A 26555-nucleotide genomic window follows, 5' to 3' on the forward strand; every position below is an offset into this window, starting at 1 on the left:
CTGGCTTCGGTGCAGGGCCGGTCCGCGGGTGAGATAGCGGCGATGTTCGCGGCGACCGAGGGGTATGTGCGGGAGGTGATCCACGCGTTCAACGAGTCCGGGTTCGCGGCGTTGTCCCCAAAATGGAGGGGCGGCCGACCAGCTAAGTTCGGGCCGGCCGCCCGCGAGCAGATCTGCCGCATCGCTGCCTGCAAGCCCGCTGAGCTGGGGTTGCCGTTGACGACCTGGAGCCTGACCAAGCTGGTCGAGTATCTCGCCGACCATGCGCGGCTGGTGGTGAGCACCGAAACCGTCCGGCAGATCCTGCGCAAGGAGGGTGTGTCCTGGCAGGCGACGAAGACCTGGAAGGCGAGCAAGGACCCGGACTTCGTGGCCAAGAAGACCCGCATTCTCGACCTCTACGACCACCCGCCCGCCGACGGCCGAGTGATCTGTGTCGACGAGTTCGGGCCACTGAACCTGCAACCCCGACCCGGCCGCGGCTGGTTCCCCCGCGGCCGACCGGCCCGCCAACGCGCCACCTACACCCGCACCAAAGGCATCCGGCACATGTTCGCCGCGCTCGATCTCGCCACCGGGCAGATGTTCTACCGGTTCCGTGACCGCAAACGCTGGCCGCAGTTCCTCGACTTCTGCAAGCAACTCCGCCGCCGCTTCCCCGCCGGGAAGCTTTACCTGGTCTGTGACAACTACGGACCCCACGGCAAGGCCGAGGTCGTCACATGGTGCGCGGCCAACGACATCGAGCTGGTTTACACGCCCACCAACGCGTCGTGGTTGAACTGGATCGAGTGCGAGTTCACCGCAGTCCGCTACTTCACTCTCGACGGCAGCGACTACCCCAGCCACGCTGCCCAGGAAGCCGCCATCGCCGGCTACCTCCGCTGGCGCAACCGCCACTGCCACCCCAAACGCCACTTCGCCGTCAACTCCAAGATCCGCCGCCCCGATTACCTACCCAACGTTGCTTGATGAAGCACTAGCGCCCGCCGGCAAGGCGCGGAACCCTCCTACGAGCCGGATTCGTTCTGGGTCTCGCAAGACAGCTCGTTCAGCTTCGACCACGTCTCCTGGAGTTCATGGACTATGACCGAGGCGACCGGTTCGGGCAACGCCGGAGTACACGACTGTACCCCGGACTGCGCGGGTGGACACACGCTCGACTACCCCGCGAACGTAACCTTCAAGAACGTCCAACGGACCTGTGGCAACCCCTTCTTCACCACCTTGGTCGTCGTCTGGACTGCTGAAATCCTCTCGTTCCTACGATTTCGCCCGGGTGAAGCGCGCTTCGGCGCGGTCGATCTCCTTGAGCTGGCTCACGATCTCGCCCGAGACTCGCGACCACCTTCTGCAGCAACGGGGGGTGCAGTCCAGGATCAGATCCCGCGGGTACCACGCCGGCCGCGGTCCGCCGACTTCCACTTCGGCACAGTCGACGCAGGCGTCTACTGACGCGTCAGCGTGCGGCACGGCGCATCCGACTCCGTGTTCACCCTCTACGTCCCGCACGACCGGGTGGCCGAGTTCGCCCAGCAAGCGGATTCCAGCAGCCGGGAGTCATTCACGGTAACTGTTCGCGTGCGGGGAGGTTGGCCAGTGCGGCGAAGAATGTGAACGCGCTACTGATGGTCTGGAGTACAACGAGCCAGTACTGCAGGGGCCCTCATTCGTAGTGGTGGGCCGACCAGCCCTCCGGTGAATGAGGTCAGTGCAGCAACTGAATGGGTCTCCGGCCATGGTGTCGGAGGAGCACGGAGAAACTCGGAGGTCCGGCTGAAAAACGGCCGCAAGACACCGGTCCTGGCCCGCCACCCCGACGGCTCCTGCCTCTCGATGCTGGGCCGGCTGTGGGTCCGGGTGATCGACTGCGAGATCACCGTCGCCACCCAGGCAGGACGGCACACCGGGACATATCGACTGGCCACCACCGTTTTCAACCACCACCGCTACCCGGCCGGCCAGCATCCTCGGTAGCCGGGTCCTGCGTGCCCGCACGCCGGTCGGGGCCGAGCAGGAGGTCTATGTCTTGCTCGTGGTCTACCAACTGCTGCGCACCGCCATGGCCGACGCCACGGCCACCCGAGCCAGGATTGATCCCGACCGGCCCGGTTTCACTATCGCCTGGCAGGCCGCCCGCGACCAGATCATCCAGGCCGCGAACGTCACCGCCGAGAGCACCTTGATCAGCGCCAGGTCCGATGGTGGACCTCCTGGCACCGCTGGACGATCCCAGGGCGCGGCGGTCACCTTCGCCCGCTGTTGGCAGGTCTCTTCGCGGGTGCCCGGCAAGCCGCCAAAACCGCCTACTCCGGCTGGTCGGCCGGAGTAGGCGGGAACACAGGTCAGCAGGCTCCTGGGCCGCCGAAGTGAACGCTGTTCGAGCTTGTCCGGGTAGCGCTGTACAACGACGGGTTGGTGGTCGTAGTGAGGCTGATGTTCGCCGCTGGACCACCGATGAAGCCGATCGCGACGGCAGCCGACGACGACGGTGACGACGCGAACAGGCCGTTGCCCATGTCGGTGCACGGCGTCGCACTGTTCGCGGCGACCTCACCGAACCACTGGGTCAAGCCGACCTTGGTAAAGGCGCCGCCCCACAGCGTGTCGGGGTAGAAGCCGAAGAAGACGCCGCCGAAGCCGATCCACCAGTTGCCCTGGAAGTGCTGGATCGTGAACTGCGGCGTGGAGTTGCCCGCAGGCAGGGTCATTCCCGCCTTCACCGACGACGAGTTGGCGACCGGGACGAAACCGCAGCCGTTGTAGCAGGTCGGCGCCCCGTTCACCCAGTGAAACACGAACAGGTGCGGCTCAGAGTCGCCGAACAGGCCCCGGTCGACGGTCCAGCCGACTTCGACGATGTTCTTGCTGTCCGCGGATTCCGCGGCCATTTCGCCCAGCGAGTGGAAATCACCCGTGGCCAGAGCAGGCCGTGAGACGGTCGTGAACATGTTCGACCCGTCAGCCGCTGCGAACTGAAATGCACCGCCGTAGAGGAAGGTCAGTGATGAGATGCCCTGCGTATTCGCCGCGGCGAGCGACGGATTTCCTTTGGATCCATACAGTCCTTTGGTATCGGCGGACGCCATCGCGGGCGTTGTCGCCGCGATCAGAGCGGTGAAGGCCATGAAGGCGACAGCTATTATGGCTTTTCTCACTTGGTGAACTCCCCCTTCGCCGTGGTACCGGCGAGCGCTGCGGTGGCCGGGTGGCCTTGTCGGCGTTACGACGACTGGCCGCCTTGCCCTGGTCGAGAGACCGAACGGGATTCACCGTGGCAGGAGTCGTCGACGATCCGTCGACAACTGGTCGACACCGCAGGTCAGGCCGGCCGGCCGGACCGCGACGCCGATACTCGCCACTCGGTGTGGCCCGGCTTGAGGTCCCGGCGGTTGACCACGGCGCCGTCGCTCTCCTGCACGGTGATGGTGAAGTCGTCGCGCCGGACACGCCGCCGCACGTGAACCGGGACGAACGCAATCGCCGGATGGTGCGTGACCACAGCACCGGACAGACCGTCACCGAGATCGCCCGGAAGTACGGCCTGTCTGTGAGCTGGACGGGCCCGTTGCTACGCCAGCACGGGGCCGACATGCCGACGACTGGCCGTGGTATCCGCTGCGAGCTTGACGTTGGTGAGGTCGTGAGGCAGTACGAGTCCGGGCAGACGGTACGGGAACTCGCCGCACTACACGGAGTGGCGTACGGCAAGATTTTCGGGCTGCTACTGGATGCCGGAGTGACGATGCGGCCGAGGGGATTCTCGGTGGGATAATGCGACGATCCGGGGTGCTGCCGGGCGCAGACGGAGCAATCGCCGCCGGATCGCCCACACCTGTTCGCCGCCACCCTCGCCGCACCCGTCACTCGTCGTGCCCGGCGGCTCCGGAGTTTGGGCGCCGTCCCCGATCACGGAGCCCGGTCAGCCAGGAGATGAGCGCGGCCAGCTCGCGAGAGGAACTGGGCCGACCTCGAATTTGTGCAGCGGTGGTTCAGCGTCTGCTGCTTTGGCTGTTCGGGTCGGCAGGTGGGATGGGGTCGAGCGGGCGGAGGTTGTGGCCGGACCAGTGGAAACGGACTGTTGCTGAGCCTGCTGTCGGACAGCAGGCGGGGTCGTCCGGTTTGTACAGCTGGTAGTTCAGGGCGACGGTGTCGCCCGTGGACCACGCTTCGGTGATGGTCGCGCTGGAGAGTTTCGCGTCGGTGCCGAGGTAGTAGTCGTTGTAGAAGAAGAATGCCCTTTGGGCATAACCGTCGGCTGATCCGGTCGCGGTGGCTGTGATCACGTGCAGGCCTCTGCCGTCGGACCAGTCGGGTGCGGTGTTGGGCGTGTAGCCGTGTGCGGCGATCAATGCTTCAGCGCTGTTTACGTTTCCGACGTACACCTCTCCCGGAGCTCCGGGATCCGGGGCTGGGGGCTGGGCGGGCGTGGGCGTGGCGGAGGCGATGGGCAGGAGTTGCGGGCTGCCCGATGGAGCCGGGGTGGGCCCTTGAGTCGGTTCAGCCAGCGTGTCCGGCTGGTGCTTGGTGGCGGCCGATGTCGCCGGCGGGGCAGCAGCCGAAAGGTCCCGCACTTGCGACTGCCACCCGGTGTCAGCCACTCCCACCAGGGCCACCGCCGCTCCCAAGACGAGCGCGACGGGAACCACGTATCGGGTCTGGACGGGCGAGTAGCTCGAACGGGCCATCGGCGGGGACGTCTCGGGCGGCGGTGCAGGCACCGCGGCACCGAGGAAGGCTGCCAGCGAGCCGGCGAGCGCGACCCACGGTCCGAACGCGACCTCGGCGAGCGATCCGAGTTGCGCCACTACCTCGTATTCCTCAACCAGCAGCAGACCGACCAGCAGAACCGTGAAGCCGCCGAAGGTCACCGCGCTCACCCGCGCCGCCGTTGGACTCCGGAGCAGTGCGCCGCACGCCACGGCCGCCGCCCCCGTGACGGCCATCATGATGGGCACGGCAGGAGCCGACGCGATGGTCGAGAGGTGGACCAAGGTCAGGTCGCCGATCAGCACGATGGTGAACCACGGCAGCCACGGTGACGCCGCGACCAGCAGACCGCCCAGCAGCAGACCGAGGCGCGCCCACGGTGGTGCCGGGTTCACTGCTGTTGGTGAGACCAGCTGGTGCACGGCGGTGCGGTGCGGGATCGGCTTGCTGCACCACCGGCACAGCACGGCGAGCTCCTGCACCTGTTCCGCGCAATACGGACACGTCCGCACCCTGTGTCCCTTCCCTGGAGCCCCGGCGCACCGCACGGCGGTGGCCACGGGTGAGCCTGCGTGGAAATCGGTGCCGGGGTGCGGGTCGTTACTCCGCCAAGGGTTCGGCCGACACGCCGTTGTCCGTAAAGTCACGCAGGCCGGCGTTGATGCCGGGTTCGCGGACGTGGACGCCGTAGCCAGCGGGCGTCGGCGACGAAGAGGCCTGCGACCTGTAGGAGCCCCTCGGCCGCGCGCGCAGCAGGTCCTGCTTGCTGGCTGACGGTGAGCACATCGTCACCCGTGCAGGATTTCCTCCGGCTTGAGCTTCTCCACGTACAGCTGGCCGAGCTGCCGCCAGTGGGCTGCAGACGCCCGGTCGTCGGCGAACTCGGCGAGGCACTCTTCGAGCTGGCCGGGCTGCCACCCTGTCAGCCAGGTAGGGCCGGACCCAGGAACCGGCGATCTGCCAGCGGGCGTCACCCCAACGACCGTCGTCACGGGTGCTGGCGATGAGCTGGTGGTCCTGGTCGGCGCGGCCGTCGTCGCACTCTCGTGGCGTGTGGGGCGCGACGAGCTGGCTGCTCGGTGAGGCCGCGACCGCGAAGGACGTCGGCGCCGCCCGGGTCGACGTGATCAAGACCCGGCTTGCCATCGGCGCGGGTACCACGGGCATCTTCGCATTGTTGCCGGCGGTGCGTAGGCAGCGGCACAACGAGGTCGACGCGACCGAGAAGAACGTCACCGAGCTCTACACCAAGGCCGCCGACCAGCTCGGCTCCGACAAGGCCCCGGTCCGCCTGTCCGGGCTCTACGCCCTGGAACGCCTCGCCTACGGCACTGGCCCGGTCGGCGAGCTGCTCGGCGATGCCCGAGTCGCGGTAGACGGTGCAGCCGATACAGACCTTCTCGTCCGCGGTGCTGAGATTTCCGAGGTGCTGGTTACCAGGTAGCGGCAGCCGTAGGCCTTGATCGAGACGTCGACGTCGACGGATCGCTGGTGCCAGCGGATGTGGCCGACGGCACAGCTGGCGCCGTACTCGAGCCTGAACGCGGTGCTGGGATCCGCCGCGACGGAGGACGGCGCCGCGACCGCGGACGGTGCCACGGAGACGGTTCAACAGCCGGACATCGATGCCCGAAAATTGGTGGCGTTCGCTTTGAGGGAAATTGCGAAGCCGTCTCGAGTCGCCACGGTCCGTTCAGGTCGCGCCGGATGTCGCCGTCGCCGATCTCTACGATTGCGGGCAGGACGGACTCGTGATCGCCGGTGGCGTTCCGCCGGGCACATCGAGCCCGCGACGAACGCCGCCTGACTACGATCCGTCCGCTCCCGACGCGCCGAGTGAGGCGACCAAGTTCGCGGTGGTCAGTACAACACCGCATCGCTGGGCGGCGTAGCTCAGGGCCTGCTGGTGGAAGGCGGGAGTGAAGTCCGCGATCGCGTCGGCGACGAGAAACGGTTGGATGTCGTTGGTGAACGCGTCACACGCGGTGAGCAGACAACCGATGTGTGCGTACACGCCGCAGATGATGAGCTGGTCGCGTCCGCTGCGGTGGAGGAACTCCAGCAGCGGAGTGCGGTGGAAGGCGCTGTAGCGCGTCTTAATGAAGATTTGGTCTCGCGTCGTCGGGGCGAGCTGACTGACAACACGCCGGTGCCGGGGTTCGCGCGACATGCCGGGTCCCCAGAAGTCCTTCAACAAACCGCGGTCGGCGTCGCTCATGCCGCCGGGTTGGACGCTGAACGCCACGGGCATGCCCCGTTCGGTGCTCAGGTTCCGCAACACCTGGATATTCGAGAGCATGTCGATCGTCGGAGAGGCGTACACGGGGAATGGGCCGAGGAAGTACCGCTGGAGGTCGTGGACCAGTAGCACCGCGCGGTCCGGGTCGACGGTCCACGTGACCTGGTTGTCCGGTAGCTCGCTGGCCAGGGGCATGGGGTATGGCGCGATCGTTGGGATGCTCATGGGTGACGTCTCCGCGCTCCGGTCGGTTGGTTGTACGTTCGGCCCCAGGCGTCCACGACAAGCATGGCTTGGTGTGGGTTGAGGCGGGGATCGCAAAAGCTCGTGTAGTTCTCGCCGCCGTGGTTTTCGGCGCCGTGTGCCGATGCCGGTTCGCCCGTGACGCATTCGTGGACGGCATCCGGCGTGGTTTCCAGATGAAGACCGCCGCAGACGCCGCCGCCGGAAGGTACGGCGTCCTGGAAGGCCCGTACCTCACGCGTGATGGTCGCCAGGGAGCGGGTCTTGCCGCCATCCGGTGTCGTGACCGTGTTCCCGTGCATCGGATCGCACAGCCAGATTGCGGGATGGCCCGCCGCGCGTACGCTGGACACGAGTCCGGGCAGCCGGTCGGATACCAGGTCCGCGCCCAGCCGCGCGATCAGAGTCAGCCGACCCGGCTCGCGACCGGGATCGAGCCGCTCGCACAGGGCCACCAGTTCGGCGGAGGTCATGCTGGGGCCGACCTTGCACGCCACCGGGTTGTGCACTTCGGCCAGGAGAGCGACGTGCGCGCCGTCGAACTGTCGGGTCCGGTCGCCGATCCACGGCCAGTGCGTCGAACTGAGGAACAGGCGGTCGTCGTCGGTGCGCCGGAGCAGCGGCAGCTCGTAGTCGAGCACGAGTGCCTCATGGCTGGTCCACACCTGGGACGCGGATACCTCGTTGCGCAGGAAGTCCATTGCCGTACTGCTCGCCCAGTAGCAGCTCAGCATCCGCAGCGGATCCGGCTGTCTGCTGTGTCGGTCGGGGGCGGGCAGGTTGACCAGGTGGCCGCGAAACGCAGGCAGTTCCACGTCACCGCAGCGCTCGGCCGACCGCGAGCGAGGTTTGGCGAACTGGCCGGCGATCCGGCCGATCCGCAGGACCGGTTTGCCCGTGTGCACGCGCATCCCGCCGGCAAGCATGTCGAGCAATGCGACTTTGCGCCCGATCGACCGCGGTGTGCACTCCCCGGGATCCTCCGCGCAGTCGCCGGCCTGGACGACTATGGACTGTCCGGTGTGAACCTCAGCGAGGGTGGCGCGCAGCACCCGCACCTCGTCCCACGGCACGAGGCCGGGCAGGTGGGCGATGTTGGACCGTACCTGCTCGGCCAGTTCTGCGTCGACCCATTCGGGTTGCTGCAGAGCTGGTCTGGATCGGACGTCGTCCAGTTCGCCCGGAGTCAGGAAAGGAACACCGACCTGATGTCGGATCGAAATCGTCATAGCGGCTGTCCCGTCGGCTTCCTGTGTTTGCCGATACGTTAACGAGCGCCGGGTCGCTCGGCCAACCACTCGCACAGGTAGTTGCCGGACCAGTCGCCGGCTTCCAAGCTTTTCACGTGGATAAAAGCACCGTGAATCATCTGCTGCGGCAGAACGCGCCATTCGCGCTGCTGCACCGGCCGGCCGTCAGTGCTGGTGAGATCGAGATTCTCTCCGGCGAGGTGGACGAGATCCGTTCTCTTCAAGACCTCCCCTCGGCGGGTCGGCGCGCGCGAGCATGCCATGAGACGCTGGCGATGATCCCGTTTCGGCAGCTCACCGAGCGGGGGTTCGCTTGCGTAGACGACGGCGCGCCGTTGCTCGCCATGCGTGTGCGTGAACAGGGTCGGATGTCGCTGGCGGACGTGTTCAGGTGGCTTCCTGAGGGTCCCGTCACCGTGACCGACGGCCGCTTCGACCTGACCGACGACGAGTACGCAGACGTGGTCCGGGCGGTCGTTCGCCAGGAAATAGGAAACGGACAGGGTGCAAACTTCGTGGTGCGACGAACGTACGCCGCGACCATTGCTGACTATTCGTTGAAGAAAGCGCTGACGATCTTCCGGCGGCTGCTCACTCACGAGTTCGGCGCCTACTGGACATTCCTGTTCCACGCCGGGTCGCGGACATTCGTCGGAGCCACCCCGGAACGGCACGTCAGTGTCGACGGTGGAACGATGAGTATGAGCCCGATCAGCGGAACGTACCGTTATCCGCCGACAGGACCGACCGTTCCAGGTCTGCTCGGTTTCCTCGCCGACGAGAAAGAGATCGACGAGCTGTACATGGTCGTCGACGAGGAGCTGAAGATGATGGCCCGGCTCTGCATCGACGGCGCTCGTGTCTCGGGTCCGTACCTGCGGGAGATGGCCCGGGTCGCGCACACCGAATACCGGTTGCGGGGGCGGACCACCAGGGACCTGCGCCACATCCTCCGTGAGACGATGTTCGCGCCGACCGTCACCGGCAGCCCGCTGGAGAACGCCTGCCAGGTCCTGTCCCGCCACGAACGAACCGGCCGCGGCTACTACAGCGGGGTGGTGGCGCTGCTGGGCACCGACACGGCCGGCAGGCCGGCGCTCGACTCGTCGATCGTCATCCGCACCGCCGAGATCGCCCCCACCGGCCGGTTCCGGGTCGGAGTCGGAGCGACGCTGGTCCGGCACTCGTGCCCACAGAGCGAGGCAGCGGAGACGCGGGCGAAGGCCGCGGGACTGCTGAACGCGATGATGACCGGGGGGAGGGAGGCCCCAGGGCCTGGTCCGACCAGACTCGCCGAGCTGAGTCCGGCCGTGCACCAGGCCCTGGGTGCGCGCACACCCGACCTGGCGCCGTTCTGGCTGGATCCGGCCAGTGGCCGGCGGACCGGCGACCTCACCGGCCACACGGCGGTCGTGGTCGACGCCGAGGACACCTTCACGGCGATGCTCGCCCACCAACTGCGGACACTCGGCCTCGCGGTCACCACCCGGCCCTTCGACGACGTCGGTGACACCGACGGCTACGACCTCGTGGTCATCGGGCCCGGTCCCGGCGACCCGCGGCACATCCACCAGCGCAGACAGGCTGCGCTGCGCGCCATCACCGAGCGGCTGCTCGGCAGCGGCCGGCCGTTCGTCTCGATCTGCCTCGGACACCAGATCCTGTGCGGGGTGCTCGGGTTTCCGGTCGTGCCGAAACGACCATCCGCCCAGGGCCGCCGGATCGGGATCGACCTGTTCGGCCGGCACACGAAGGTCGGGTTCTACAACACGTTCGTCGCGCTCGCGGACCACGTGCCCGCCGTACCGGTCAGCGTGTGCGGCGACGCCGCCACCGGCGAAATACATGCACTGCGAGGCGAACGCTTCAGCAGTACGCAGTTCCACCCCGAATCCGTGCTCACCATCGACGGCGTGGACATCCTCGCCGACATGGTGGCACCGCTGCTGCACGCGACAACCGCAAGGGGAGCAACCCGATGAGCACACTGATCGTCAGCAACCAGCGGTCCGAGGACATGATGGGCGACCCGGAGTCCGTCTCGCCCCGGTACAGCCGGTACGTGGGCAACCAGGCGGTCCGGATGGCGTGGTGCCTCACCCCGGGAGACATCCTGGTCCTGCCGATTGCGCCGTGCGAGCCGCACCTGCGCTACGTCCTGGACTTCATGGAGGTGGACCCGGCGACAGTGCACGTGGTCATCCCGCCGCCCGGCCGGTTCGGCGACGGCATCCTCAGCCGGGACCGCCTCGGCCACCCGGAGTTCCTCGCCCAGCTTCGTGACCTGGTGGCAACGACCCGTGTCGACAGTGTCGTTCCGTTCCACTTCGACGAGGCCGTCATCAAGCTGGCCCACGACCTCGGGATCGGCGCTGCCACACCAGGCATCGGGTTTCTGACCCAGGGCGGCGGCAAGCTGCTGAACAGCAAGGCGGCGTTCCGAGCCATCGCATCGGGGATCGAGGTGCCGATTCCGGAGGGGATTGTGACCGAGCACCGGTCGGACGCGGAGGGCTACGTCTGGGAGATGCTCTGCGCCGGCCGGGCGGTGATCGTCAAACAGGACTTCCAGAAGGACAACGAAGGGCACGTGATCCTCAGCCCGGCCGTCGGCGTGCCCCCGCTCGGCGCGCGCCGGGTCGAGGTGCTCGCGGACCGCGCCGCCGTGTCGGCCCACTTCGGCATCAACTGGGCGCGGTACTCGGACTGCGGCCGGCAGCGGGTGGTGATCGAGCACTACCTCGTCGAGTCGACGTCCGTCTACGTCGAGCTGCTCGTGACCGATTCCGGCACCAGGCTGGTCGGACACGGGCAGCTGCGTCTCGAACCGGTCCTCAACGGACTTGTCATACCCGCGCCGACCGCGGCACTGCCCGCGTTTGCCGCGTTCCTCGCGCACGCGGAACGGCTGTGCGAGGCGGTCCGGGGGATGGGATACCGCGGGACGATGAGCGTCGACGGCGTGGTCGCGCCGAGCGGCGACATCCTGGTCAACGAGTTCAACTGCCGGACCAACGGCTCCACGCACATCCACCTGATCGGTGAACAGGTCCTCGGCGCCGGGTACCTCGCCGACCGTGTGATCGTCGAGCTGCGCCAGTACTCCTTCGCCTCGTTCGAGGACGCGCTGCGCAGCCTCATCGAGCGCGGCCTGGCGTACGACCGGACGGCCCGGCGGGGAGTGATCATCTCGGTCCACGACAACATCCCGGAAGGCGCGTCCGGGGAGTTGCTGCTCGTGGCTGAGGACGGGCCCGCGGTGGAAAAGCTGGAGGCCGAGGTCGCTGAGCTGTTCGGTGGGCACCGATGAGCGGGTCGGGCTACCGGCGGCTGCTCGGCCGGCGGTTCTTCCTGTGGGTGCTGGTGGCCACGGCCGGGAAGGTGCCGATCGCGATGGCGTCGATCGGCATGGTGTTCCTCGTGCGCGAGTTGCCGGGCGGGTACACCCTGGGCGCCTCGCTCGCCGCCGTTTACGTCTTGGGCGAGGTCGTGGGCGCGCCGGTGCTGGGCTTGTGGCTGACACCCGAGACGATGCGCTGGCACCTTGCCCTGGGCATGCTGGTCGGCGCGGCCGCGTTCGGTGGGCTGGTGCTGGCCCGTTCCGCGTCGCCCGCGCTGCTGGTGGTCTGCGCCTTCTTCGCCGGGGCGGGGCCCGCGGCGAGCCCGGGTGGGTTGCGCACGCTCATGACGAGCGCGGTGCCGGATCAGGACGCGGCACCCGCTCTCAGCGTCGAAGCAGCCCTCACCCAGGCGATCTGGGCCGCCGCACCCGGCTTGGTCGTGGTCATGGCACTGCGGGTCGGTCCGGGCGCACCTCTGCTGGTCGCTGCCGGCTGTGCCGTGGTCGCGGCGGCGTTGCTCCTCCGGATGCCGCCCGGGACGCCTCGGGGGGAGGATGACCGGCACGCACGTCCACTGTTGCGCTCCTTGGCCGCGGCGTGGCCGATCTACGTCACGAGTGCCGCGTCCATGGCGCTGCTCGCGTCCGCCGAACTCGCATTGCCCGCGCTGCTGGAGTACCGGCAGCTGGCCGTGGGCTGGGCAGGCCCGTTGCTCGTGACGTTCTCGATCGTGACCGCTGCCGGCTCGCTCTGCTACGGGCTGCGCACCTGGCCGGGCAGCCCGGCCAGGCAGACGCTGACGATGCTCGTCGCCACGTCCGTCGCCATCCTCTCCGTCGCCGTCCTGCCCGGCCTGCTGGGCATCTGGCTCGGCCTGCTGTGCGCGGGCGTGCTCCAGGCGGGAACCATGGTCGCGCGAAACCTCTGGCTCCGGGAACGACTACCCGGCCGGATGCACACGGCCGGTTACTCGATCGGCTACGCCGTCCAGGGGGCCGGCTACAGCGTCACGGCGACCACGGTCGGGCTCGTGCTCAGCGCCTCGACGCCGCCGGCGGCGGTGTCGTGCTGCGTGGCCATCGCGCTGCTGTTGATCGCGGCGAGCGCGGTCGCCTCGTCCCGCGCGAACCCTCGGGTCCGGGTGGAGGCCTGACGTGCGCGCGGACGTGCGGAGCTGGTTCCACCGGCGTACCTACCGGCCGCGGTGGAGCCCGGCGGCGCTGGCGGCGTGCAAGGAGGACCTGACCATCAGCGTGGTGCTCCCGGCGCTGAACGAACGGGACACCGTCGGGGCCATCGTCACAACCCTGAGGAATGCCGTCGTCGACGAGGTTCCGCTGGTCGACGAGCTCGTGGTCGTCGACACGGGATCGACCGACGACACGGTTGCGGTCGCCGCCGGGGCCGGCGCGCGAGTGGTGTCCGCCAGCGAGATCCTGCCCGAGCTGGGGCACCGGCCGGGCAAGGGGGAGGCGTTGTGGAAGTCGCAGTTCGTGACCTCGGGTGACATCGTCGTCTTCCTCGACTCCGATCTGGTCGGCGTGGGACCGCACTATGTCGCCGGGCTCGTGGGTCCACTGCTGGACGACCCGGCGGTGTCCTTCGTGAAGGCGTTCTTCGATCGCCCCGTGAACGGCGAGGGCAGCACGCAGGTCGGCGGTGGCCGGGTCACCGAACTGGTCGCGCGTCCGTTGCTCAACCTGTATTGGCCCGAGCTGTCCGGGGTGATCCAGCCGCTGTCCGGACAGTGCGCCGGTCGCCGCTCGACACTCGAGCGGCTGCCGTTCGCCAGTGGCTACGGCGTCGAGATCGCCATGCTCCTGGACGCGCTGCACCTGGTCGGCCTCGACGGGATCGCCCAGGTCGATCTGGGGCGCCTGGAGCAGTCGTCCCACCAGTCCGTGGGGGACCTGGGGTTCATGGCCGCCACGATCATGCACACCGCGCTGCGCCGGTTGCCGGTGCATGAGCTCGTGCCGTCCGCCGCCGACCTCACCCAGTTCTCCCGGCTCGACGGCCGGCAGGAAGAGCTCGTCCGGCCGGTACCCACGACCGAGCGCCCGCCTGCGCGCTCGGTCGTGGCCCACCACCGCCGGATGGCATCAGCAGGAACGGAGGTTTCGTAAATGAACACAGATCGTCTCGACGTCGGCAACGCCCTCACCACCCGGCATGGTGCCGAGGCCGCCCGGTCGTCGGAATTCCAGCTGCTCGGCCGGACTTGGACGTTGCTGCCGGGTGTATTCGCACCGACGCTGACGATGTCGACCACCCTGTTCACCGAGTGGCTGCCCTACCCGGTGAACGGCAGCTTCCTCGAGGTCGGGACAGGCGCCGGGGTGACCGCGGTGTCGGCAGCGCTGCGTGGCTGTGCCAATGTGATCGCGGCGGACATCTCGGACGCGGCGGCGGACAACGCCAGGGCCAACGCGGAACGGCACGGCGTGAGCGACCGGGTCCGCGTGCTGCGGACCGACCTGTTCGACGCCATCGAGCCCGGCAGGAGGTTCGACGTGATCTTTTGGAACTCGAACGTGATCAACGCGCCGGAGGAGTTCGCCTATACCGACGACCTGCAGTGGGCGTTCTTCGACAGGCACTACGACACTCACCGCAGATACCTCGCGCAGGCGGGGCGGTTCCTCAACCCGGGTGGTCGGTTGTTCCTCGGCTTCAACAGCCTCGGAGACTGGGCGACGTTGACGGAGCTCGCCCGAGAAGCCGGCTTCGTGGTACGGACCGAACGAACGACCCAGGGCCAGGTCGGCGACTTCCCGGTGGAGATCAGTCTGCTCGAGTTCGTGTAGTCCCCGTGTTCCGGCATGAGCTGCCATCGCGCCTGGGCGATGGCAGCTCATGCATGTGTGGCCGGCTATCGGGGCAGCCGCCTGTGCACGTAGGCGGTCAGCTCGACCCGTGAGCGGACGTCGAGCTTGCGGAAGATGTTGCGCAGGTGGTAGTTCACGGTGTGCGGCGAGCGGTGCAGCCGCCTGGCCACCTGCTGGTTGGTGAGACCTTCGCTCACCAGTGCAGCCACGTCCCGTTCGGGTGGCGTGAGCTGCCTGCGTTCCTGCCTCGTGTCCGAGGTGTCCATCTCGTTCGGCCCCTTTCAGTCGCTGGGAACCCGGGGACCCCGTGGATCGCCACGGTGCGTGTCGGGTGCCGCTCTGCCCCAGGTGCGTTGCCCATGGGACGACTCTGCGTCGTCAGTCCGGGGCGGATCTGCGGAAAACCTTGAACGGCGGCGCCGCAGGCGCTTCAGTGGACAGGAGGGCGACGCGTAGGGGGAACGTCATGGGTGTGCGGTTCGCACTCCTCGGTGCGGTGGAAGCGCGGGTCAGCGGCCAACTGGTGGAGCTTGGCCACGCGCGTCAGCAGTGCGTGCTCGCTGTTCTCCTGGTGGAGGCCAACCGGCCGGTCTCGATCGACCAGCTCACAGAGCGTGTCTGGGGCGGCCGTCCCCCCGCCCGCGCCCGTGACACCCTCTACGGGTACGTCTCCCACCTGCGCCGGGTGTGTGCCGAGCTCGACGGAGCCGTCATCCGGCGGCGATCGGGTGGTTACGTCATCGACGTCGATCCGGCCGCCGTGGATCTGCACCGGTTCCGCGAGCTGGTGACCCAGGCCAGGGCCGCCGAAGACGGAGAGCGGGCGCACGAGCTGTTCGACGAGGCGCTCGGGCTCTGGCGCGGCGAACCGTTCGCAAACCTGGACACCTACTGGCTCAACGGCGTCCGTGAAGCGGTGCTGGGGGAACGGCGGTCGGCCGAGCTGGACTACTACGACCTGGAGCTGCGCCAGGGCAACCACGCGGAGTTGCTGCCGACGTTGTCCATGCGGGCGCGGACGTACCCGCTGGACGAGCGCGTGGCCGGACAGCTGATGCTCGCCCTGTACCGGTGCGGCCGCCAGGCCGAGGCGCTCGACCACTACCAGAAGCTGCGCGCGCACCTCGTCAGCGACCTCGGCGCCGATCCCAGTCCTGAGCTGCGCGACCTGCAGGGGCGGATCCTCCGCAGCGACGCCGGCCTGGTGAACGCCGGCGACCGTGCCGGTGCCGCCAGGCCGGGTGCAGGCTTCCCGGCGCCCAGGCAATTGCCGCCGGGCACCAGGCACTTCATCGGCCGGTCGGCAGATCTCGAACGTTTGAACAGTGTGCTGCGGGGGCGGACGGAACCCGTCCAGACGGTGGTCATCACGGCCATCGACGGTGTCGGCGGTGTCGGCAAGACCGCACTGGCGCTGCATTGGGCCGCCCAGCTGCGCACCGAGTTCCCTGACGGGATTCTGCACGTCAACCTGCGCGGCTACGACCCGGACGGCCCGCCGCTCGCCCCGGCCGAGGTCCTGGAGAACTTCCTCCGGGCACTCAACGTGCCGCCGGAGAAGATCCCGCCGGGGCTGGACGCCCAGGCAGGGCTCTACCGTTCGCTGCTCGACGGACGTCGGGTTCTCGTCGTCCTGGACAACGCGAAGTCGGCCGACCAGGTGACCCCACTCCTGCCCGGGTCGCCGACCTGTCTGGTGCTCATCACCAGCCGCAACCGGATGAGCAAGCTGGCGATCCGGGAAGGGATCCACCGGGTCACCCTTGACGTGCTGCCGGACGCCGACGCACTGGCGCTTCTCGGGCACATCATCGGAACCGGCGTCATCCAGGCTGATCCGGAGGCGGCAGCTGACGTGGTGCGATTCTGCGGTCGCCTGCCTCTGGCGCTGCGGATCGTCGCGGAGGGCATGTGCACCCGTCCCAGCACGACGCTCGCGGATTTGGCGGTGGAGCTGGCTGCCGAGAAGTCCCGGCTGGATCTGCTGGACACCGGCGACGACGAGTCGACGGCGGTGCGCACGGTGTTTTCCTGGTCGTACCGCGTGCTGGCGCCGGAGGCGGCCAGGGTGTTCCGGTTGCTCGGCCTGCACGCGGGTGGCACCGTCAGCCTCCCGGCGGCGGCGGCGATGACCGGGCTTCCCGAAGGACGGGTGGGCCGCATCGTCAGGACGCTGACGAATGTGCACCTCATCGAGGAGACTGCGCCGGACAGGTACGAGTTCCACGATCTGCTTCGGTTGTACGCCTACGAACGCGCGTTCGAGGAGGAGACCGCGGCGGACCGGGCGGCGGCCGTCCACCGCATGTTGACCTGGTACAAGCTGTCCGCGGCCGCGGCGGACCGGCTCCTGATCCCCCAGCGCCTCAGCGTGGTGGGAGGGAGCAGCCCGGACGTGCGGCCGCTCGACTTCACCGGGTACGACCAGGCGCTCGAATGGTGCGAGAAGGAACGTGCCAACCTGGTCGCCGTGACCCGGCAGGCCTTCGACTGGCGTGAATACGAGACGGCGTGGCAGGTGCCCGCCGCGATGTGGAACTTCTTCTACCTCCGCAAACACTGGGCCGATCAGCTCGCGGTGTACACGACCGGCCTCGAGGCCGCACGCCGGTCGCAGGACGTCCTCGGTGAAGGGTGGTGTCTGGGCAGCCTCGGCTACGCGTACTGGGACTTCGGCTCGCACGAGCGGGCGATGGGGTACTTCGAGCAGGCCATGGCCACGTGCGAGCTGATCGGGCAGCGGATCAGTGAGGAGATCGCCGAGTTCGGCCGGTGCATCGTCCGGATGGGCATCGGTCTCGTCTGCGCCAGCCAGGGGAGGTTCGACGAGGCGGTCGAACAACACCAGGCCGCCCTCGAGATTGCGCTGAAAACCGGCGACCGGTGGACGGAGGGTGCCGTTCTCGGCGGGCTGGGTGAGGCGTTCGCCGGCCTGCGGCGATACGAGCAGGCGGTGAGCTGGTACGAACGCGCGCTCGTCGTGCGACGCCAGATCGACGACCGGTGGGGCCAGGCGTGGATGCTGCACGACCTCGGCGAGGTCAACTGCGTGCTGGAGAACTTCGGCGCCGCGGTGGAGTACTACAAGATGGCGCTGGACCTGCGGCGAGCGATCGGTGACCGCCAAGGCGAGGCGCGGACGTGGGACAGCATGGGTGACGCGGCCCGCCAGGCGGGTTCGCTCACCACCGCCAGGGACCACTGGAACCACGCGTTGGCCATCTTCGACGACCTCCACGACCCTCAGGCCGGCGAAGTCAGCCGGAAGATCGACGAGCTGAGCATCGAGCTATAGCGGCGGTCCCACCGGCAGGTCGCCGGACCGCATCTCGATCTCGATGAGGCGGTTGTACTTCGCCACCCGCTCGCCGCCGGCCGGCGCGCCGGCCTTGATCTGCCCGACGCCGGTCGCCACCGCGAGGTCCGCGATGAAGGTGTCACCCGTCTCGCCGGAACGGTGCGAGATCATCGCCGTCCACCCGACGTCTCTCGCAGCGGCGATCGCCTCGAGCGTCTCGGTGACCGTGCCGGCCTGGTTGGGTTTGATCAGCGCGGCGTTCCCCAACCCCGCCCCGGCGGCGTCCCGGATGTTCCCGGCTTGGGTGCCGAGTGCGGCGTCTGCCACGAGCTGCAGGCGATCGCCGAGACGTGACCGAAGCAGCGCCCAGCCGTCGCGGTCCGGTGCGGCCACCGCGTCCTCGACGCTGAACACGAAGTGCGTCCCGGTCATGTGTTCGTACCGGTCGACGAGACCGGTCGTGCTCACCACGGGGCCGCCGAGATCGTACCCGCCGTCGGCGACGAGACTGTCCGCCTCGGCGTCGATGGCGAGACCTATCTGGGTGCCGGGGGTGTAACCGGCGTCGACCGTGGCCTCCAGGATCAACCGCAAGGCCTCTTCTGGTTCGACGATGTCCGGGGCGAACCCGCCTTCGTAGCCGAGGTTGATGTTGCCGTAGCCGCGCAGCACGTTGCGCTGGAGCCTCGCGTAGATCTCGGCACACCACCGGACCCCTTCGCGGATGCTCGGCGCGCCGACGGGCGCGATCATGAACTCCAGCATCCGCAGCCGGTTCGTCGCGTGGGCACCACCGTTGACCACGTTGAAGAACGGCAGCGGAAGCCGTTCGGCCGTGCCCGCACAGCTGCTCAGCAACCGGTGCAGGGGCACACCGCGGTGCGCGGCGAGGGCCACGGCCGTCGCCTGCGACACACCCAGGGTGGTGTTCGCCCCGAGCCGGGACTTGTCGGCTGTGCCGTCGAGATTCGTCAGCGCGCGATCCAGATCGGTCAGCTCGGCGAACCTCCGACCGACGACGGCGTCCCGCACCTCGGTCTCGATGGTGCGACAGACGCCGAGCACGCCCAGGCCACCGAACCGGCGCGGGTCGCCGTCGCGCCGCTCCACGCCGCCGTGTTTCCCCGGTGATCCACCGGACGGAACCTGGGTCATCCCCGTGGCACCGCCGCGGAACGTGACGGACACCGCGACCGTGGGCCGGCCACGGCTTTCCAGGATCTCCCACGCGGAGAGGTCGTCGATGACGAACACCAGGCCTCACACGCCGTGCCGTTGGCCGTCGAACTTCGCCAGCCGGCCCGCAGCCGCCAGGAGCTGGGGCATGAGCTCGTACGCGGGGAAGCGACCGAGCGATCCCTGCCGGCACGACACCTCGTCGAACGCGGCGATGTCGTCGGCCGGCGCGGTGCCGCCGTGCACGAGCACCGGCACCGGGTGCCAGCTGTGCGCCGAGAGCTGGGCGGGCGTGGCGTGATCACCGGTCACCGCGAGAACCTCCACGCCGCTCGCGCGGATCGCCGGGACCAGGGCGTCGACGGCTTCGATGGCGGTCTTCTTGGCCTCGAAGTCGCCGTCCTCCCCGGCCAGGTCCGGCGTTTCCACGTGCACGTAGACGAATTCCACGCCGTCACGCACGAGCTCCGGCAGTGTCCGCACGGCCGTCGCGAGGTTGCGCACGTGGTGCGTCTCGAAGCCGAGCAGGCGGGCGATTCCCCGGTACATCGGATAGGTGGCCAACGCCGCGGCCCGCACTTGGTAGCGCTCGGGAAAGGGAGGTAGCTCGCGACGGGTGTCGAAACCGCGCAGCAACAGGAAGTTCCCCGACTTCCGATGGGCCAGCACCTTCCTGCAGCGCGCCAGCACGGTGCCGATCGTCTCAGCGGTGCGGACGGCCGCCTCGGACAACGGTGCCGGGGCGAGGGGCGGGACGTTGGTCCGCTGCGGATCCGTGTCGGCGATGTCGGGGTTCAAGCCCGCACCCCGCAAGAGCAGGAGGGCACGGTGCCCCATTTCCACCACGAGGCGGACCTCGACGTCGCCGAAGGACTGTTCGTTGACGAGGTCGCAGACCTCGGTCGCCTCTTCGGTGGACATCCGGCCGGCCCGGCGATCGGCGATATTTCCGTCCTCGGACAGCGTGCAGATGTTCGCCCGGGCCACCACGTCGCCTTCGGTGAGTTCCACCCCTAGACCGGCGGCCGTGAACGTGCCCCTGCCGACGCGGTAACGCAGCGGGTCATACCCGAACAATCCCAGGTGGCCCGCGCCGGATCCCGGGGTGATACCCCGGCGCACCGGGTCGTGCAGCCCGAGGGCACTGGTTGCGGCGAGCTCGTCCAGGTTCGGTGTGCGAGCCATGGACAGCTCGGAAGCTCGGTGCGCAGTGCGGTATCCGCCAACTCCGTCCAACACCAGCAGGACGATCGTCCGCCCCTGGCGACCGGCCAGGGCCGTCACCGTCGCCTCGAAGGCGGTCGTGGAGCCGGCGGATGCCATGGTGAATCCGTCCTGTCGTCACGCGATAGCAGGAAGTAGCATTGAAACAGCAGGCGAGTGTAGGAGGCAAGGATTGACGTCAACGGGAAGCGCGATCGGCATTGGGGCCGACGAGTGGGGGATTCCTTTGAAGGACCACATCGACGACCTCCTGCTGCGCCGCGGTTACCAAGTTCTCGACTACAGCGGCTCCCCGATCCGCGACTATCCGGACGTGGCGTCGGACGTGGCCGAGGCGATCAGCCGGGGTGAGTGCACCCGGGCGATCCTCTTCTGCGGGACCGGGCTGGGCATGGCCATCGTGGCCAACAAGTTCTTCGGTGTCCGAGCGGTGACCGCGCACGACACGCTGTCGGCCGAACGAGCCCGCACGTCGAACGACGCCCAGATCCTCACCATGGGCGCGATGGTGATCGAGCCCTCCGCCGCGGAGACGGTGGTGGACCGGTGGCTCGCCGCGGAGTTCGGGGGCGGCCGGTCGCTTCGCAAGGTCGAGAGGGTCAACCAGATCGACGCGAGCAACCGGTTGCCGCCACCGCGGGCAGCCCGGCGTTAGCGGGAGCGGCAGTGTCACCTGGGCAGCCGGCGAACGCTGCGCTCCACCGCATCGGCGAGGTGGGCGTCTGGACCCGGCAGTTCAACTTCTTCCCGACCTCCAGGGTCCGGCGCGCGGTACGGGATCTCGAAGCACTCGGTTACGGTGCGGTGTGGGTGGGGGAGACGGTCTACCGGGAGCCGCTGACCCATGCGGCGGTACTGCTCGGCGCGACCGACCGGATGGTGGTGGCAACGGGAATTGCCGCCATCTGGGCGCGGGACCCGTTCGCCGCGACCGCCGCTGCGTTGACGCTCGCCGAGGCATACCCGGACCGGTTCGTGCTCGGGATCGGCGTCAGCCACGCCTCGCTCGTCGAGGACGTCCGAGGAACGTACTACCGGCGCCCGTTGGCGACGATGCGGGACTACCTCGACGGGATGGACCGGGCGGCCACCGCGTACGGGGCAGTGGCCCCGCCGTCGACCCCGCGTCTTCTGGCCGCGCTCGGTCCGCGCATGCTCGAACTCGCCGCGACGAGGGCACAAGGAGCGCTCACCTACCTCGTCCCGCCCGAACACACGCGCAGGGCGAGGGAAATCCTCGGCCCCGATGCCGCGTTGTGCGTAGAACAGGCGTTGCTGCTGGACGGGACACCGTCGACAGCACGTGCCGTGGCGAGGAAACACCTGAACCGCTACCTGGCCATGCCGAACTACGTCGCCAATTGGCGGCGGCTCGGCTTCACCGACGAGGACATCGCGGGCGTCGGTAGTGACCGCCTTGTCGACGCGCTCGTGTCCTGGGGCGATCCGGCCGCGGCGACCACGCGCGTGCGCGAACACCTCGACGCCGGGGCCGACCATGTCTGCATCCAGCTCTACCACGCGGACCTCGAACACCTGCCCGAGGACGGCTGGCGGCAGGTGGCCGAGACATTGGGCCTCATTCCCGGTGGAGCAACCACATTCCGGGCAGAATCCGTTCCACCGCGATCTGACTGACGTCGAACCGGTCCGACGGCTTGCTGACCAGCCCGCCTTTCCACATGATCGCGGCCGACCCACCACCGTCCATCGCGATCGCCTCGACACAACCCAGAGCCAGGAGACGATCCCGCAACTCGATGGGACTGGCCCCCTGGCTGTCCCGGCCTTCGCGGTAAGTGCGCACCTCGCACCCCTCGGCGTGGAGGACGTACATCCTCCCGTCACCGGTCAAACCGATCGCGAGGTGTGCGTGGTTCTCCTCCACGACGTACCGGTCGGGCAGGAACACAGGCGGGATGGTGCAGTCCTCGCTGCCGTGCTCGTGGCCGGCGAAGTCGAGACCAGCCAGCTCGACCAGGGGGTCGCACGGTTGGCCGTCCCGCACCAACGGCACCCAGCCCTGGGTGCCGTGCACCGGCCGCCCGGCATCAGGACCGCAGTCCACGTGGTGTTCGACGACCCGGTCGCCACCCCGAATCGCCGTGACAACCGTGGACGCGTAACGCTTCCGCAGTCCGATCACGGCGGCGTTCATGGGGATGTGGGTGCCGCCGCCCTCCTGCAGACCCACGACGGTCTCGCCCACCACAACGAAGTCCACCCTGTCGTCATCACGCGGCGTGGCGAATGTACCCGCCGCCCGTGCGGCAGGTGTCCACACTGAACACTCCGCACTGTCCTCCGCAGGGTTGACGGCCATGGGCACCGCACCCGGCAGCCGGACGGATCGGCCGGCCACCACCACTCCGCCCGGGAGTGTGGCTGACCAGTTCTCGGGACCGATCGTGCGGATCAGCGCACGGCGCGTGCCGCCGCGGTAGAGAAGGTCGTCATTCTCATTGCCGTACGTCTCCCTGGTCACGAGGAAGGCTGGACGCCGGTAGATCGGCGGGTTCACCACCACCTCATCGGTGATCACGAGGCCGATCGGGTCCATCGCGAACGAGAACGGATCCGAGACGAACTCCTCCTCCACGATGACGAAATAGCTGCCGTTGAAACCGGCCGTGGCGGTGACCGCCTCCCGCGACAGCAACGTACTCATGGGGTTGATCGGGACGACCAGGTCGACGGGCTGTCGAGCCGTCTTGGGGCCCAGGCGCAGGTCGCTCTTGCCGGCTGGGTAGAACACGAGCCGGCCGTCTCGGTCCAGTCTCTCCAGACACGCAAGTGTCGCGTCATGATCGTCGAGAACGGCGTCCGGGCACAACGTGACCCGCCCGTCCGGCTCCGCGACGAGAGCACGGCGTTCGGCGGCGGTCTTGAGCAGCTGGTAGTCCGCCCGGTCGCGGTCGACGAGAGCGGTCCCGTGCCACCGAACCTCATGCGTGGCGTCCTCCTGACCGCGACCGCCGACGAACAACAACACGGACCGATGCGCCGGCGCCTGGCGCCCGAAGACGGAGTAGTACTGGGCGTGGCGCAGAAGGTCGTCGGTGTACGGCTGCGGGAGAGCCTGCCGGTAGCTGAGCGCATACGTGGGTGTGGACGAGATCTGATCGGCGAGGTCGATCTCCAGGCAGACGACGCGAGTAATGGCCTGGCCCGCTCGTGGCCACGACTCGCGCCACAATCGAAGAGTCATGTCGTCCCCCTGATCTCGTGCCGCCTACCTACCAATGCACGATAGCCACCAGTGCCCGCGGCCACGGTCCCGGCCCTTGCGAGATGGGTGGTGCGATTCGTGTCCGCGATGAAGATCTCCGGGCCGATGGCCGTGGCAGGGCATGACATCGGCGGCGCCGTCGCCCAGCATCTCCTCGCCTACGATCAAGTTGATCACCGAACTCGAGACCATCGACAAGAAGATCAAGGTCGCGGACAAGGATCTTCGTGAGCTGGTGATCGCCCGCGGATCCACGCTGCTGGATCTGCCCGGTCTCGGCCCGTCCGGTGCCGCGCGGTTGCTGGCCGACGTCGGTGACATCCACCGGTTCGCGTCCTGGAACGGCACCGCGCCGTTGGACGCCTCCTCCGGCGAACAGCAACGGCACCGCTTGTCCCGCGCCGGTAACCGCAGAATCAACCGCACGCTGCACATCATGGGAGTCGTCCAGCTCCGTAATCCCACCGCCGGCCGCGTCTATTTCGACGGCAAGAAAGCCGCGGGCAAGACCTCGATGGAAGCAAGCGTGACCGGTCTGACGCCGGCCCTTCGGACAAGCCACAACCCGAACCTGCCACCCACCAGCCTACCCTCGCCGGAGCCACCTCTTGACATGAAGGGGAGCGGATATCGATCCGCTTGCAAGGGCGGCAGAAGAACACGGCCAGTTCTCAGGTCGCCGAAGAACCGACCACGAGCTTCGCGATCTCCGCGTCCAGCGGGCTCATGTCCTCGCTCACCGGTTCCGATGGCGGCCACCAGCGGAAGTCCAGCGCTTCGTCGTTCACAGTCAGCCGCGGTACGACCTCAAGGTGAACTCGATAGACAGTAAGCAGTTCCCGGCGCTCCGGCTTCGTGAGATCGAACTCGGCCACGGCAACGAAGGTCAGGTCCGGCACATGGATGCCGGTCTCCTCGCGCAACTCCCGCACGGCTCCTTCACGCGTGGTCTCGCCTGGCTCTCGCGTTCCTCCAGGAAGCTCCCACTGCTTCCGCCAGCTGTCGAAGATCATCAGGACGGTGTCCGCGTGGCCGACAACCACCAGCGACGCGGACACAGTTACCTGCTCGACCAGACATGCCGGCTCCTGCTCTGTGGCGAAGCGAAAGTCGACCAGGGCGTTGCCCCTGCGATCACGGATCGGAAGTGCAGCCATGATGTCGATCCAACCGCAACACCGACAGTGGCATGCACGACGAGCCACTCAAGTACGCACATCGGCATGTCCGTGCGTTCGGCCCCCGTGAATATGAGTGTGGTCTTACTTGGGGCGTGGTGTCAGGGCTGGGCGACGCAGGGCCTGCCGGTTCCGCTGCTGACGAAATTGTCGGGGGTCGGCCTTACGGTGTGGTCATGAATGACGCGACAGCGGGGATCGGCAGGATGGCCACCGAGGCAATGGGCCTGTTCATCGAGGCGGTAGAGCAGACAGCGCCGGCAAGCTGGGATCAGGCGTCCAATCTCGAGGGCTGGAGCGTGCGCGACCTGGTGGCGCACGCCACCGGAAGCGCGACGAAAATCGTGACGCTTGTCGAGAACGGAGAGATCTGGCGGGGTCCCTCCGAACCGGCGAAGTGGGTATCCGAGGACCCAACCGCTCGACTTCGCGAGCTGGCCGCGCGGTTGCGGGACGCCTTACCCGGTGCCGACCTGGAGGCACCGCGGGTGTCTCCGGAGGGTGAAGTCCCACTGCGGCGAGCACTGATCTACCCCGTCTCGGACCTGGCCCTGCACAGCTGGGACGTGTACCGCTCCCAGGGTCGGCTGGTCGAGCTGCCTGAGCAACTGCTGGTGTTCTGCCGCGGGCTGGTGGAGTCGGTGCCCGAGGGCATGCTGCGGCGACCGGGTGGGTTCGGGCCGGCCCGAACCGCGCCCACACACTCGACGCCCACCGCCTGGCTCATGGCCCACCTCGGGCGCTCAGTCGATGCTCCGGCCCGCCGGACTTCCTGACAACACATGTGACCGACCGCTGCTTGCACGGCGCTGGCCCGGCAACTGTCGATCTGGTCGCCACCATGTCCGCCGTGCTCTCCCACCGGGCTGAGGCATCCGCATCTCGGCATGTGAGGACGTCGCAACGGTCGATCAGTGGCATAGACAGCGGAGATTGCCCGTCAGTCCGCCGACGCGATGGCGTCTTTGATCGCTTGCGCGTCGCTGTCGAGGAGCGATCTCTCGCGTTCCGGCGGGACGGCCTGGATGGTCCAGCCGTCGCCCGCGTAGCGGGGGATGACGTGAAGGTGGAAGTGGAAGACCGTCTGGAAGGCGGCTTCGCCGTCGCAGAGGAGGACGTTGATTCCCTCGCAGCCCGTACGTGAGCGCGCAACGGCGCAGAAGACGCACTCCTGCGCCGTCGGTGTCGCGTTCTGTGCCATGCGTGCAATGGTTCCCCCGCGCCCGGATACGGGCAATTCGGTTGTTGCCGACAGGGCCGGCCCCCTGCGTCCGGCGCGAGCGGGGGCCGACCTGTGGCCGGGACCGGTTCGGCGGAGCGGGTCAGTACGGGTTGCGGGTGCAGATGTGGTGCGCGGTACCGTGGGCGCGTGGGGTGAAGCAGGCCACGGACCGCTGGTCGGCGTCGTCGAGCATCCTCGACCACATGGAATTCGCCCCGTTGAGGTAGTCGCTGTTGTAGGGGTACTCCACGTCGAACGAACTGTCCTGATAGGACGTGTTCGGGTTTCGCTTGACCCACAACGTGTCACTGCGCTGGAGGCCGAACGCCCTCGCCCAGACGGTCCGGCACTTCGGGCTGTACCGCAGCTGGATTGTCACTCCCCAGAACGCCAGATCGGCGTTCTCGTTAGGGCCGATCGCGTCCACCGTCCGCGCGTCGCCGGAACACTTGTACCAGTTGGCCGGGCCGCCCGGCGGGTGCACCACGAAGGTGTTGGGGTTCTCGTTGTCGCACGCGCCGCCGCACCAGTCGTCGGGCGAAGCCTGTGCCGGTGTGCTGACGATCAGCGAGGTCAGCAAAGCGGCCAGGACCGCGATTGCTTTCGTCATTCGCATG

At 68.2% G+C, this 26555-nt stretch carries 25 protein-coding genes and 1 pseudogene; 14 read left to right on the top strand and 12 right to left on the bottom strand.

Translation table 11 applies throughout. The features are described 5' to 3' along the window. Positions 1 to 972: IS630 family transposase (locus AB0M80_RS34605; RefSeq protein WP_364573371.1), on the top strand; the 972-nt coding region annotated here is incomplete at its 5' end. A gap of 1057 nt (positions 973 to 2029) precedes the next feature. After that, positions 2030 to 2332 (top strand): hypothetical protein, encoded by a 303-nt coding sequence (locus AB0M80_RS34610; protein ID WP_364573373.1) that lies wholly within the window; start codon positions 2030 to 2032, stop codon positions 2330 to 2332. A gap of 13 nt (positions 2333 to 2345) precedes the next feature. Here the strand turns inward: AB0M80_RS34610 and AB0M80_RS34615 are convergent, their stop codons facing one another. Further along, a complete protein-coding gene (locus AB0M80_RS34615; protein WP_364573375.1) occupies positions 2346 to 3128 on the bottom strand; it encodes a neprosin family prolyl endopeptidase in 783 nt (260 codons plus the stop codon). 239 nt (positions 3129 to 3367) lie between these two features. Between AB0M80_RS34615 and AB0M80_RS34620 the strand changes: the two genes are divergently transcribed. Continuing rightward, positions 3368 to 3775, top strand: coding sequence for a hypothetical protein (locus tag AB0M80_RS34620; protein WP_364573377.1), 408 nt, complete (start codon positions 3368 to 3370; stop codon positions 3773 to 3775). A 217-nt stretch (positions 3776 to 3992) separates the two neighbouring features. Here AB0M80_RS34620 and AB0M80_RS34625 read toward each other — a convergent pair whose 3' ends face one another. Both AB0M80_RS34625 and AB0M80_RS34630 read right to left on the bottom strand, forming a co-directional pair. Continuing rightward, positions 3993 to 5192, bottom strand: a complete 1200-nt coding sequence (locus AB0M80_RS34625) for an LppP/LprE family lipoprotein (RefSeq protein ID WP_364573379.1) — start codon at positions 5190 to 5192, stop codon at positions 3993 to 3995. Positions 5193 to 5498: 306 nt separating this feature from the next. Continuing rightward, positions 5499 to 5684, bottom strand: coding sequence for a hypothetical protein (locus tag AB0M80_RS34630; protein WP_364573381.1), 186 nt, complete (start codon positions 5682 to 5684; stop codon positions 5499 to 5501). A 20-nt stretch (positions 5685 to 5704) separates the two neighbouring features. On the opposite strand from AB0M80_RS34630, the gene AB0M80_RS34635 reads away from it, so the two are divergent. Continuing rightward, complete coding sequence (locus tag AB0M80_RS34635; RefSeq protein WP_364573382.1) at positions 5705 to 6154, top strand: hypothetical protein; 450 nt, start codon at positions 5705 to 5707, stop codon at positions 6152 to 6154. Positions 6155 to 6517: 363 nt separating this feature from the next. Here the strand turns inward: AB0M80_RS34635 and AB0M80_RS34640 are convergent, their stop codons facing one another. Together AB0M80_RS34640 and AB0M80_RS34645 are read right to left on the bottom strand one after the other, a co-directional pair. Beyond that, a complete protein-coding gene (locus tag AB0M80_RS34640; RefSeq protein ID WP_364573383.1) occupies positions 6518 to 7174 on the bottom strand; it encodes an isochorismatase family protein in 657 nt (218 codons plus the stop codon). Next, a complete protein-coding gene (locus AB0M80_RS34645; RefSeq protein WP_364573385.1) occupies positions 7171 to 8421 on the bottom strand; it encodes a 3-deoxy-7-phosphoheptulonate synthase in 1251 nt (416 codons plus the stop codon). Before AB0M80_RS34645 ends, AB0M80_RS34640 begins: the two co-directional genes overlap by 4 nt. 116 nt (positions 8422 to 8537) lie before the next feature. On the opposite strand from AB0M80_RS34645, the gene AB0M80_RS34650 reads away from it, so the two are divergent. The 5 genes from AB0M80_RS34650 to AB0M80_RS34670 are packed head-to-tail and all read left to right on the top strand — an operon-like array spanning position 8538 to position 14590. Then, complete coding sequence (locus AB0M80_RS34650) at positions 8538 to 10424, top strand: anthranilate synthase family protein (RefSeq protein ID WP_364573387.1); 1887 nt, start codon at positions 8538 to 8540, stop codon at positions 10422 to 10424. After that, entirely contained in the window at positions 10421 to 11752 is a 1332-nt protein-coding gene (locus AB0M80_RS34655) for a peptide ligase PGM1-related protein (protein ID WP_364573389.1), read from the top strand. The genes AB0M80_RS34650 and AB0M80_RS34655 overlap by 4 nt, the downstream gene beginning before the upstream one ends. After that, complete coding sequence (locus tag AB0M80_RS34660; RefSeq protein WP_364573390.1) at positions 11749 to 12936, top strand: MFS transporter; 1188 nt, start codon at positions 11749 to 11751, stop codon at positions 12934 to 12936. The genes AB0M80_RS34655 and AB0M80_RS34660 overlap by 4 nt, the downstream gene beginning before the upstream one ends. Before the next feature lies 1 nt (position 12937). Then, on the top strand, positions 12938 to 13909 hold the full coding sequence (locus tag AB0M80_RS34665; RefSeq protein WP_364573392.1) for a glucosyl-3-phosphoglycerate synthase: 972 nt from the start codon (positions 12938 to 12940) through the stop codon (positions 13907 to 13909). Beyond that, positions 13910 to 14590 (top strand): methyltransferase, encoded by a 681-nt coding sequence (locus tag AB0M80_RS34670; protein WP_364573394.1) that lies wholly within the window; start codon positions 13910 to 13912, stop codon positions 14588 to 14590. Between the two features lie 65 nt (positions 14591 to 14655). Here the strand turns inward: AB0M80_RS34670 and AB0M80_RS34675 are convergent, their stop codons facing one another. After that, positions 14656 to 14877 (bottom strand): helix-turn-helix transcriptional regulator, encoded by a 222-nt coding sequence (locus AB0M80_RS34675; protein ID WP_364573396.1) that lies wholly within the window; start codon positions 14875 to 14877, stop codon positions 14656 to 14658. Between the two features lie 206 nt (positions 14878 to 15083). On the opposite strand from AB0M80_RS34675, the gene AB0M80_RS34680 reads away from it, so the two are divergent. Then, positions 15084 to 17906, top strand: coding sequence for a BTAD domain-containing putative transcriptional regulator (locus tag AB0M80_RS34680; RefSeq protein ID WP_364573398.1), 2823 nt, complete (start codon positions 15084 to 15086; stop codon positions 17904 to 17906). On the opposite strand, the gene eno is transcribed toward AB0M80_RS34680, so the two are convergent. Further along, a complete protein-coding gene (eno, locus tag AB0M80_RS34685; RefSeq protein ID WP_364573400.1) occupies positions 17901 to 19163 on the bottom strand; it encodes a phosphopyruvate hydratase in 1263 nt (420 codons plus the stop codon). The two genes, AB0M80_RS34680 and eno, sit on opposite strands and share 6 nt — an antisense overlap. Positions 19164 to 19169: 6 nt before the next feature. Then, positions 19170 to 20408, bottom strand: coding sequence for a 2,3-bisphosphoglycerate-independent phosphoglycerate mutase (apgM, locus tag AB0M80_RS34690; RefSeq protein ID WP_364573402.1), 1239 nt, complete (start codon positions 20406 to 20408; stop codon positions 19170 to 19172). Here apgM and AB0M80_RS34695 point away from each other — a divergent pair. Both AB0M80_RS34695 and AB0M80_RS34700 read left to right on the top strand, forming a co-directional pair. Next, complete coding sequence (locus AB0M80_RS34695; RefSeq protein WP_364573577.1) at positions 20407 to 20964, top strand: RpiB/LacA/LacB family sugar-phosphate isomerase; 558 nt, start codon at positions 20407 to 20409, stop codon at positions 20962 to 20964. The genes apgM and AB0M80_RS34695 overlap by 2 nt on opposite strands. Positions 20965 to 20975: 11 nt before the next feature. Beyond that, entirely contained in the window at positions 20976 to 21947 is a 972-nt protein-coding gene (locus AB0M80_RS34700) for an LLM class F420-dependent oxidoreductase (RefSeq protein WP_364573404.1), read from the top strand. Here AB0M80_RS34700 and AB0M80_RS34705 read toward each other — a convergent pair. Beyond that, positions 21889 to 23517, bottom strand: coding sequence for a phosphodiester glycosidase family protein (locus AB0M80_RS34705; protein ID WP_364573406.1), 1629 nt, complete (start codon positions 23515 to 23517; stop codon positions 21889 to 21891). The genes AB0M80_RS34700 and AB0M80_RS34705 overlap by 59 nt on opposite strands. Before the next feature lie 142 nt (positions 23518 to 23659). On the opposite strand from AB0M80_RS34705, the pseudogene AB0M80_RS34710 reads away from it, so the two are divergent. Beyond that, positions 23660 to 23986: pseudogene (locus tag AB0M80_RS34710) on the top strand (transposase); the annotation flags it as partial. A gap of 223 nt (positions 23987 to 24209) precedes the next feature. On the opposite strand, the gene AB0M80_RS34715 reads toward AB0M80_RS34710, so the two are convergent. Further along, positions 24210 to 24695 carry an NUDIX hydrolase gene (locus AB0M80_RS34715; RefSeq protein WP_364573408.1) on the bottom strand — a complete coding sequence of 162 codons (486 nt, stop codon included), beginning with the start codon at positions 24693 to 24695 and terminating at the stop codon, positions 24210 to 24212. Positions 24696 to 24892: 197 nt separating this feature from the next. Here AB0M80_RS34715 and AB0M80_RS34720 point away from each other — a divergent pair, with 197 nt between their 5' ends. After that, entirely contained in the window at positions 24893 to 25492 is a 600-nt protein-coding gene (locus AB0M80_RS34720) for a TIGR03086 family metal-binding protein (RefSeq protein WP_364573410.1), read from the top strand. Positions 25493 to 25656: 164 nt separating this feature from the next. Here AB0M80_RS34720 and AB0M80_RS34725 read toward each other — a convergent pair whose 3' ends face one another. Then, the gene (locus AB0M80_RS34725) at positions 25657 to 25917 is read right to left on the bottom strand and encodes an HIT family protein (RefSeq protein WP_364573412.1); all 261 of its coding nucleotides are present in this window, start codon (positions 25915 to 25917) and stop codon (positions 25657 to 25659) included. 121 nt (positions 25918 to 26038) lie between these two features. Further along, a complete protein-coding gene (locus AB0M80_RS34730) occupies positions 26039 to 26548 on the bottom strand; it encodes a DUF2690 domain-containing protein (RefSeq protein WP_364573414.1) in 510 nt (169 codons plus the stop codon). Positions 26549 to 26555 lie beyond the last annotated feature (7 nt).

The organism is Amycolatopsis sp. NPDC051045, from assembly GCF_040682955.1.
Classification (GTDB): domain Bacteria; phylum Actinomycetota; class Actinomycetes; order Mycobacteriales; family Pseudonocardiaceae; genus Amycolatopsis.

Coding starts and splice junctions, on each gene's coding strand:
- AB0M80_RS34725 (WP_364573412.1), bottom strand. CDS start 25,917: ATGGCACAGAACGCGACACCGACGGCGCAGGAGTGCGTCTTCTGCGCC.
- AB0M80_RS34655 (WP_364573389.1), top strand. CDS start 10,421: ATGAGCACACTGATCGTCAGCAACCAGCGGTCCGAGGACATGATGGGC.
- AB0M80_RS34720 (WP_364573410.1), top strand. CDS start 24,893: ATGAATGACGCGACAGCGGGGATCGGCAGGATGGCCACCGAGGCAATG.
- AB0M80_RS34640 (WP_364573383.1), bottom strand. CDS start 7,174: ATGAGCATCCCAACGATCGCGCCATACCCCATGCCCCTGGCCAGCGAG.
- AB0M80_RS34675 (WP_364573396.1), bottom strand. CDS start 14,877: ATGGACACCTCGGACACGAGGCAGGAACGCAGGCAGCTCACGCCACCC.
- AB0M80_RS34645 (WP_364573385.1), bottom strand. CDS start 8,421: ATGACGATTTCGATCCGACATCAGGTCGGTGTTCCTTTCCTGACTCCG.
- AB0M80_RS34695 (WP_364573577.1), top strand. CDS start 20,407: ATGGTGAATCCGTCCTGTCGTCACGCGATAGCAGGAAGTAGCATTGAA.
- AB0M80_RS34660 (WP_364573390.1), top strand. CDS start 11,749: ATGAGCGGGTCGGGCTACCGGCGGCTGCTCGGCCGGCGGTTCTTCCTG.
- AB0M80_RS34615 (WP_364573375.1), bottom strand. CDS start 3,128: ATGGCCTTCACCGCTCTGATCGCGGCGACAACGCCCGCGATGGCGTCC.
- AB0M80_RS34715 (WP_364573408.1), bottom strand. CDS start 24,695: ATGGCTGCACTTCCGATCCGTGATCGCAGGGGCAACGCCCTGGTCGAC.
- AB0M80_RS34670 (WP_364573394.1), top strand. CDS start 13,910: ATGAACACAGATCGTCTCGACGTCGGCAACGCCCTCACCACCCGGCAT.
- apgM (WP_364573402.1), bottom strand. CDS start 20,408: ATGGCATCCGCCGGCTCCACGACCGCCTTCGAGGCGACGGTGACGGCC.
- AB0M80_RS34730 (WP_364573414.1), bottom strand. CDS start 26,548: ATGACGAAAGCAATCGCGGTCCTGGCCGCTTTGCTGACCTCGCTGATC.
- AB0M80_RS34705 (WP_364573406.1), bottom strand. CDS start 23,517: ATGACTCTTCGATTGTGGCGCGAGTCGTGGCCACGAGCGGGCCAGGCC.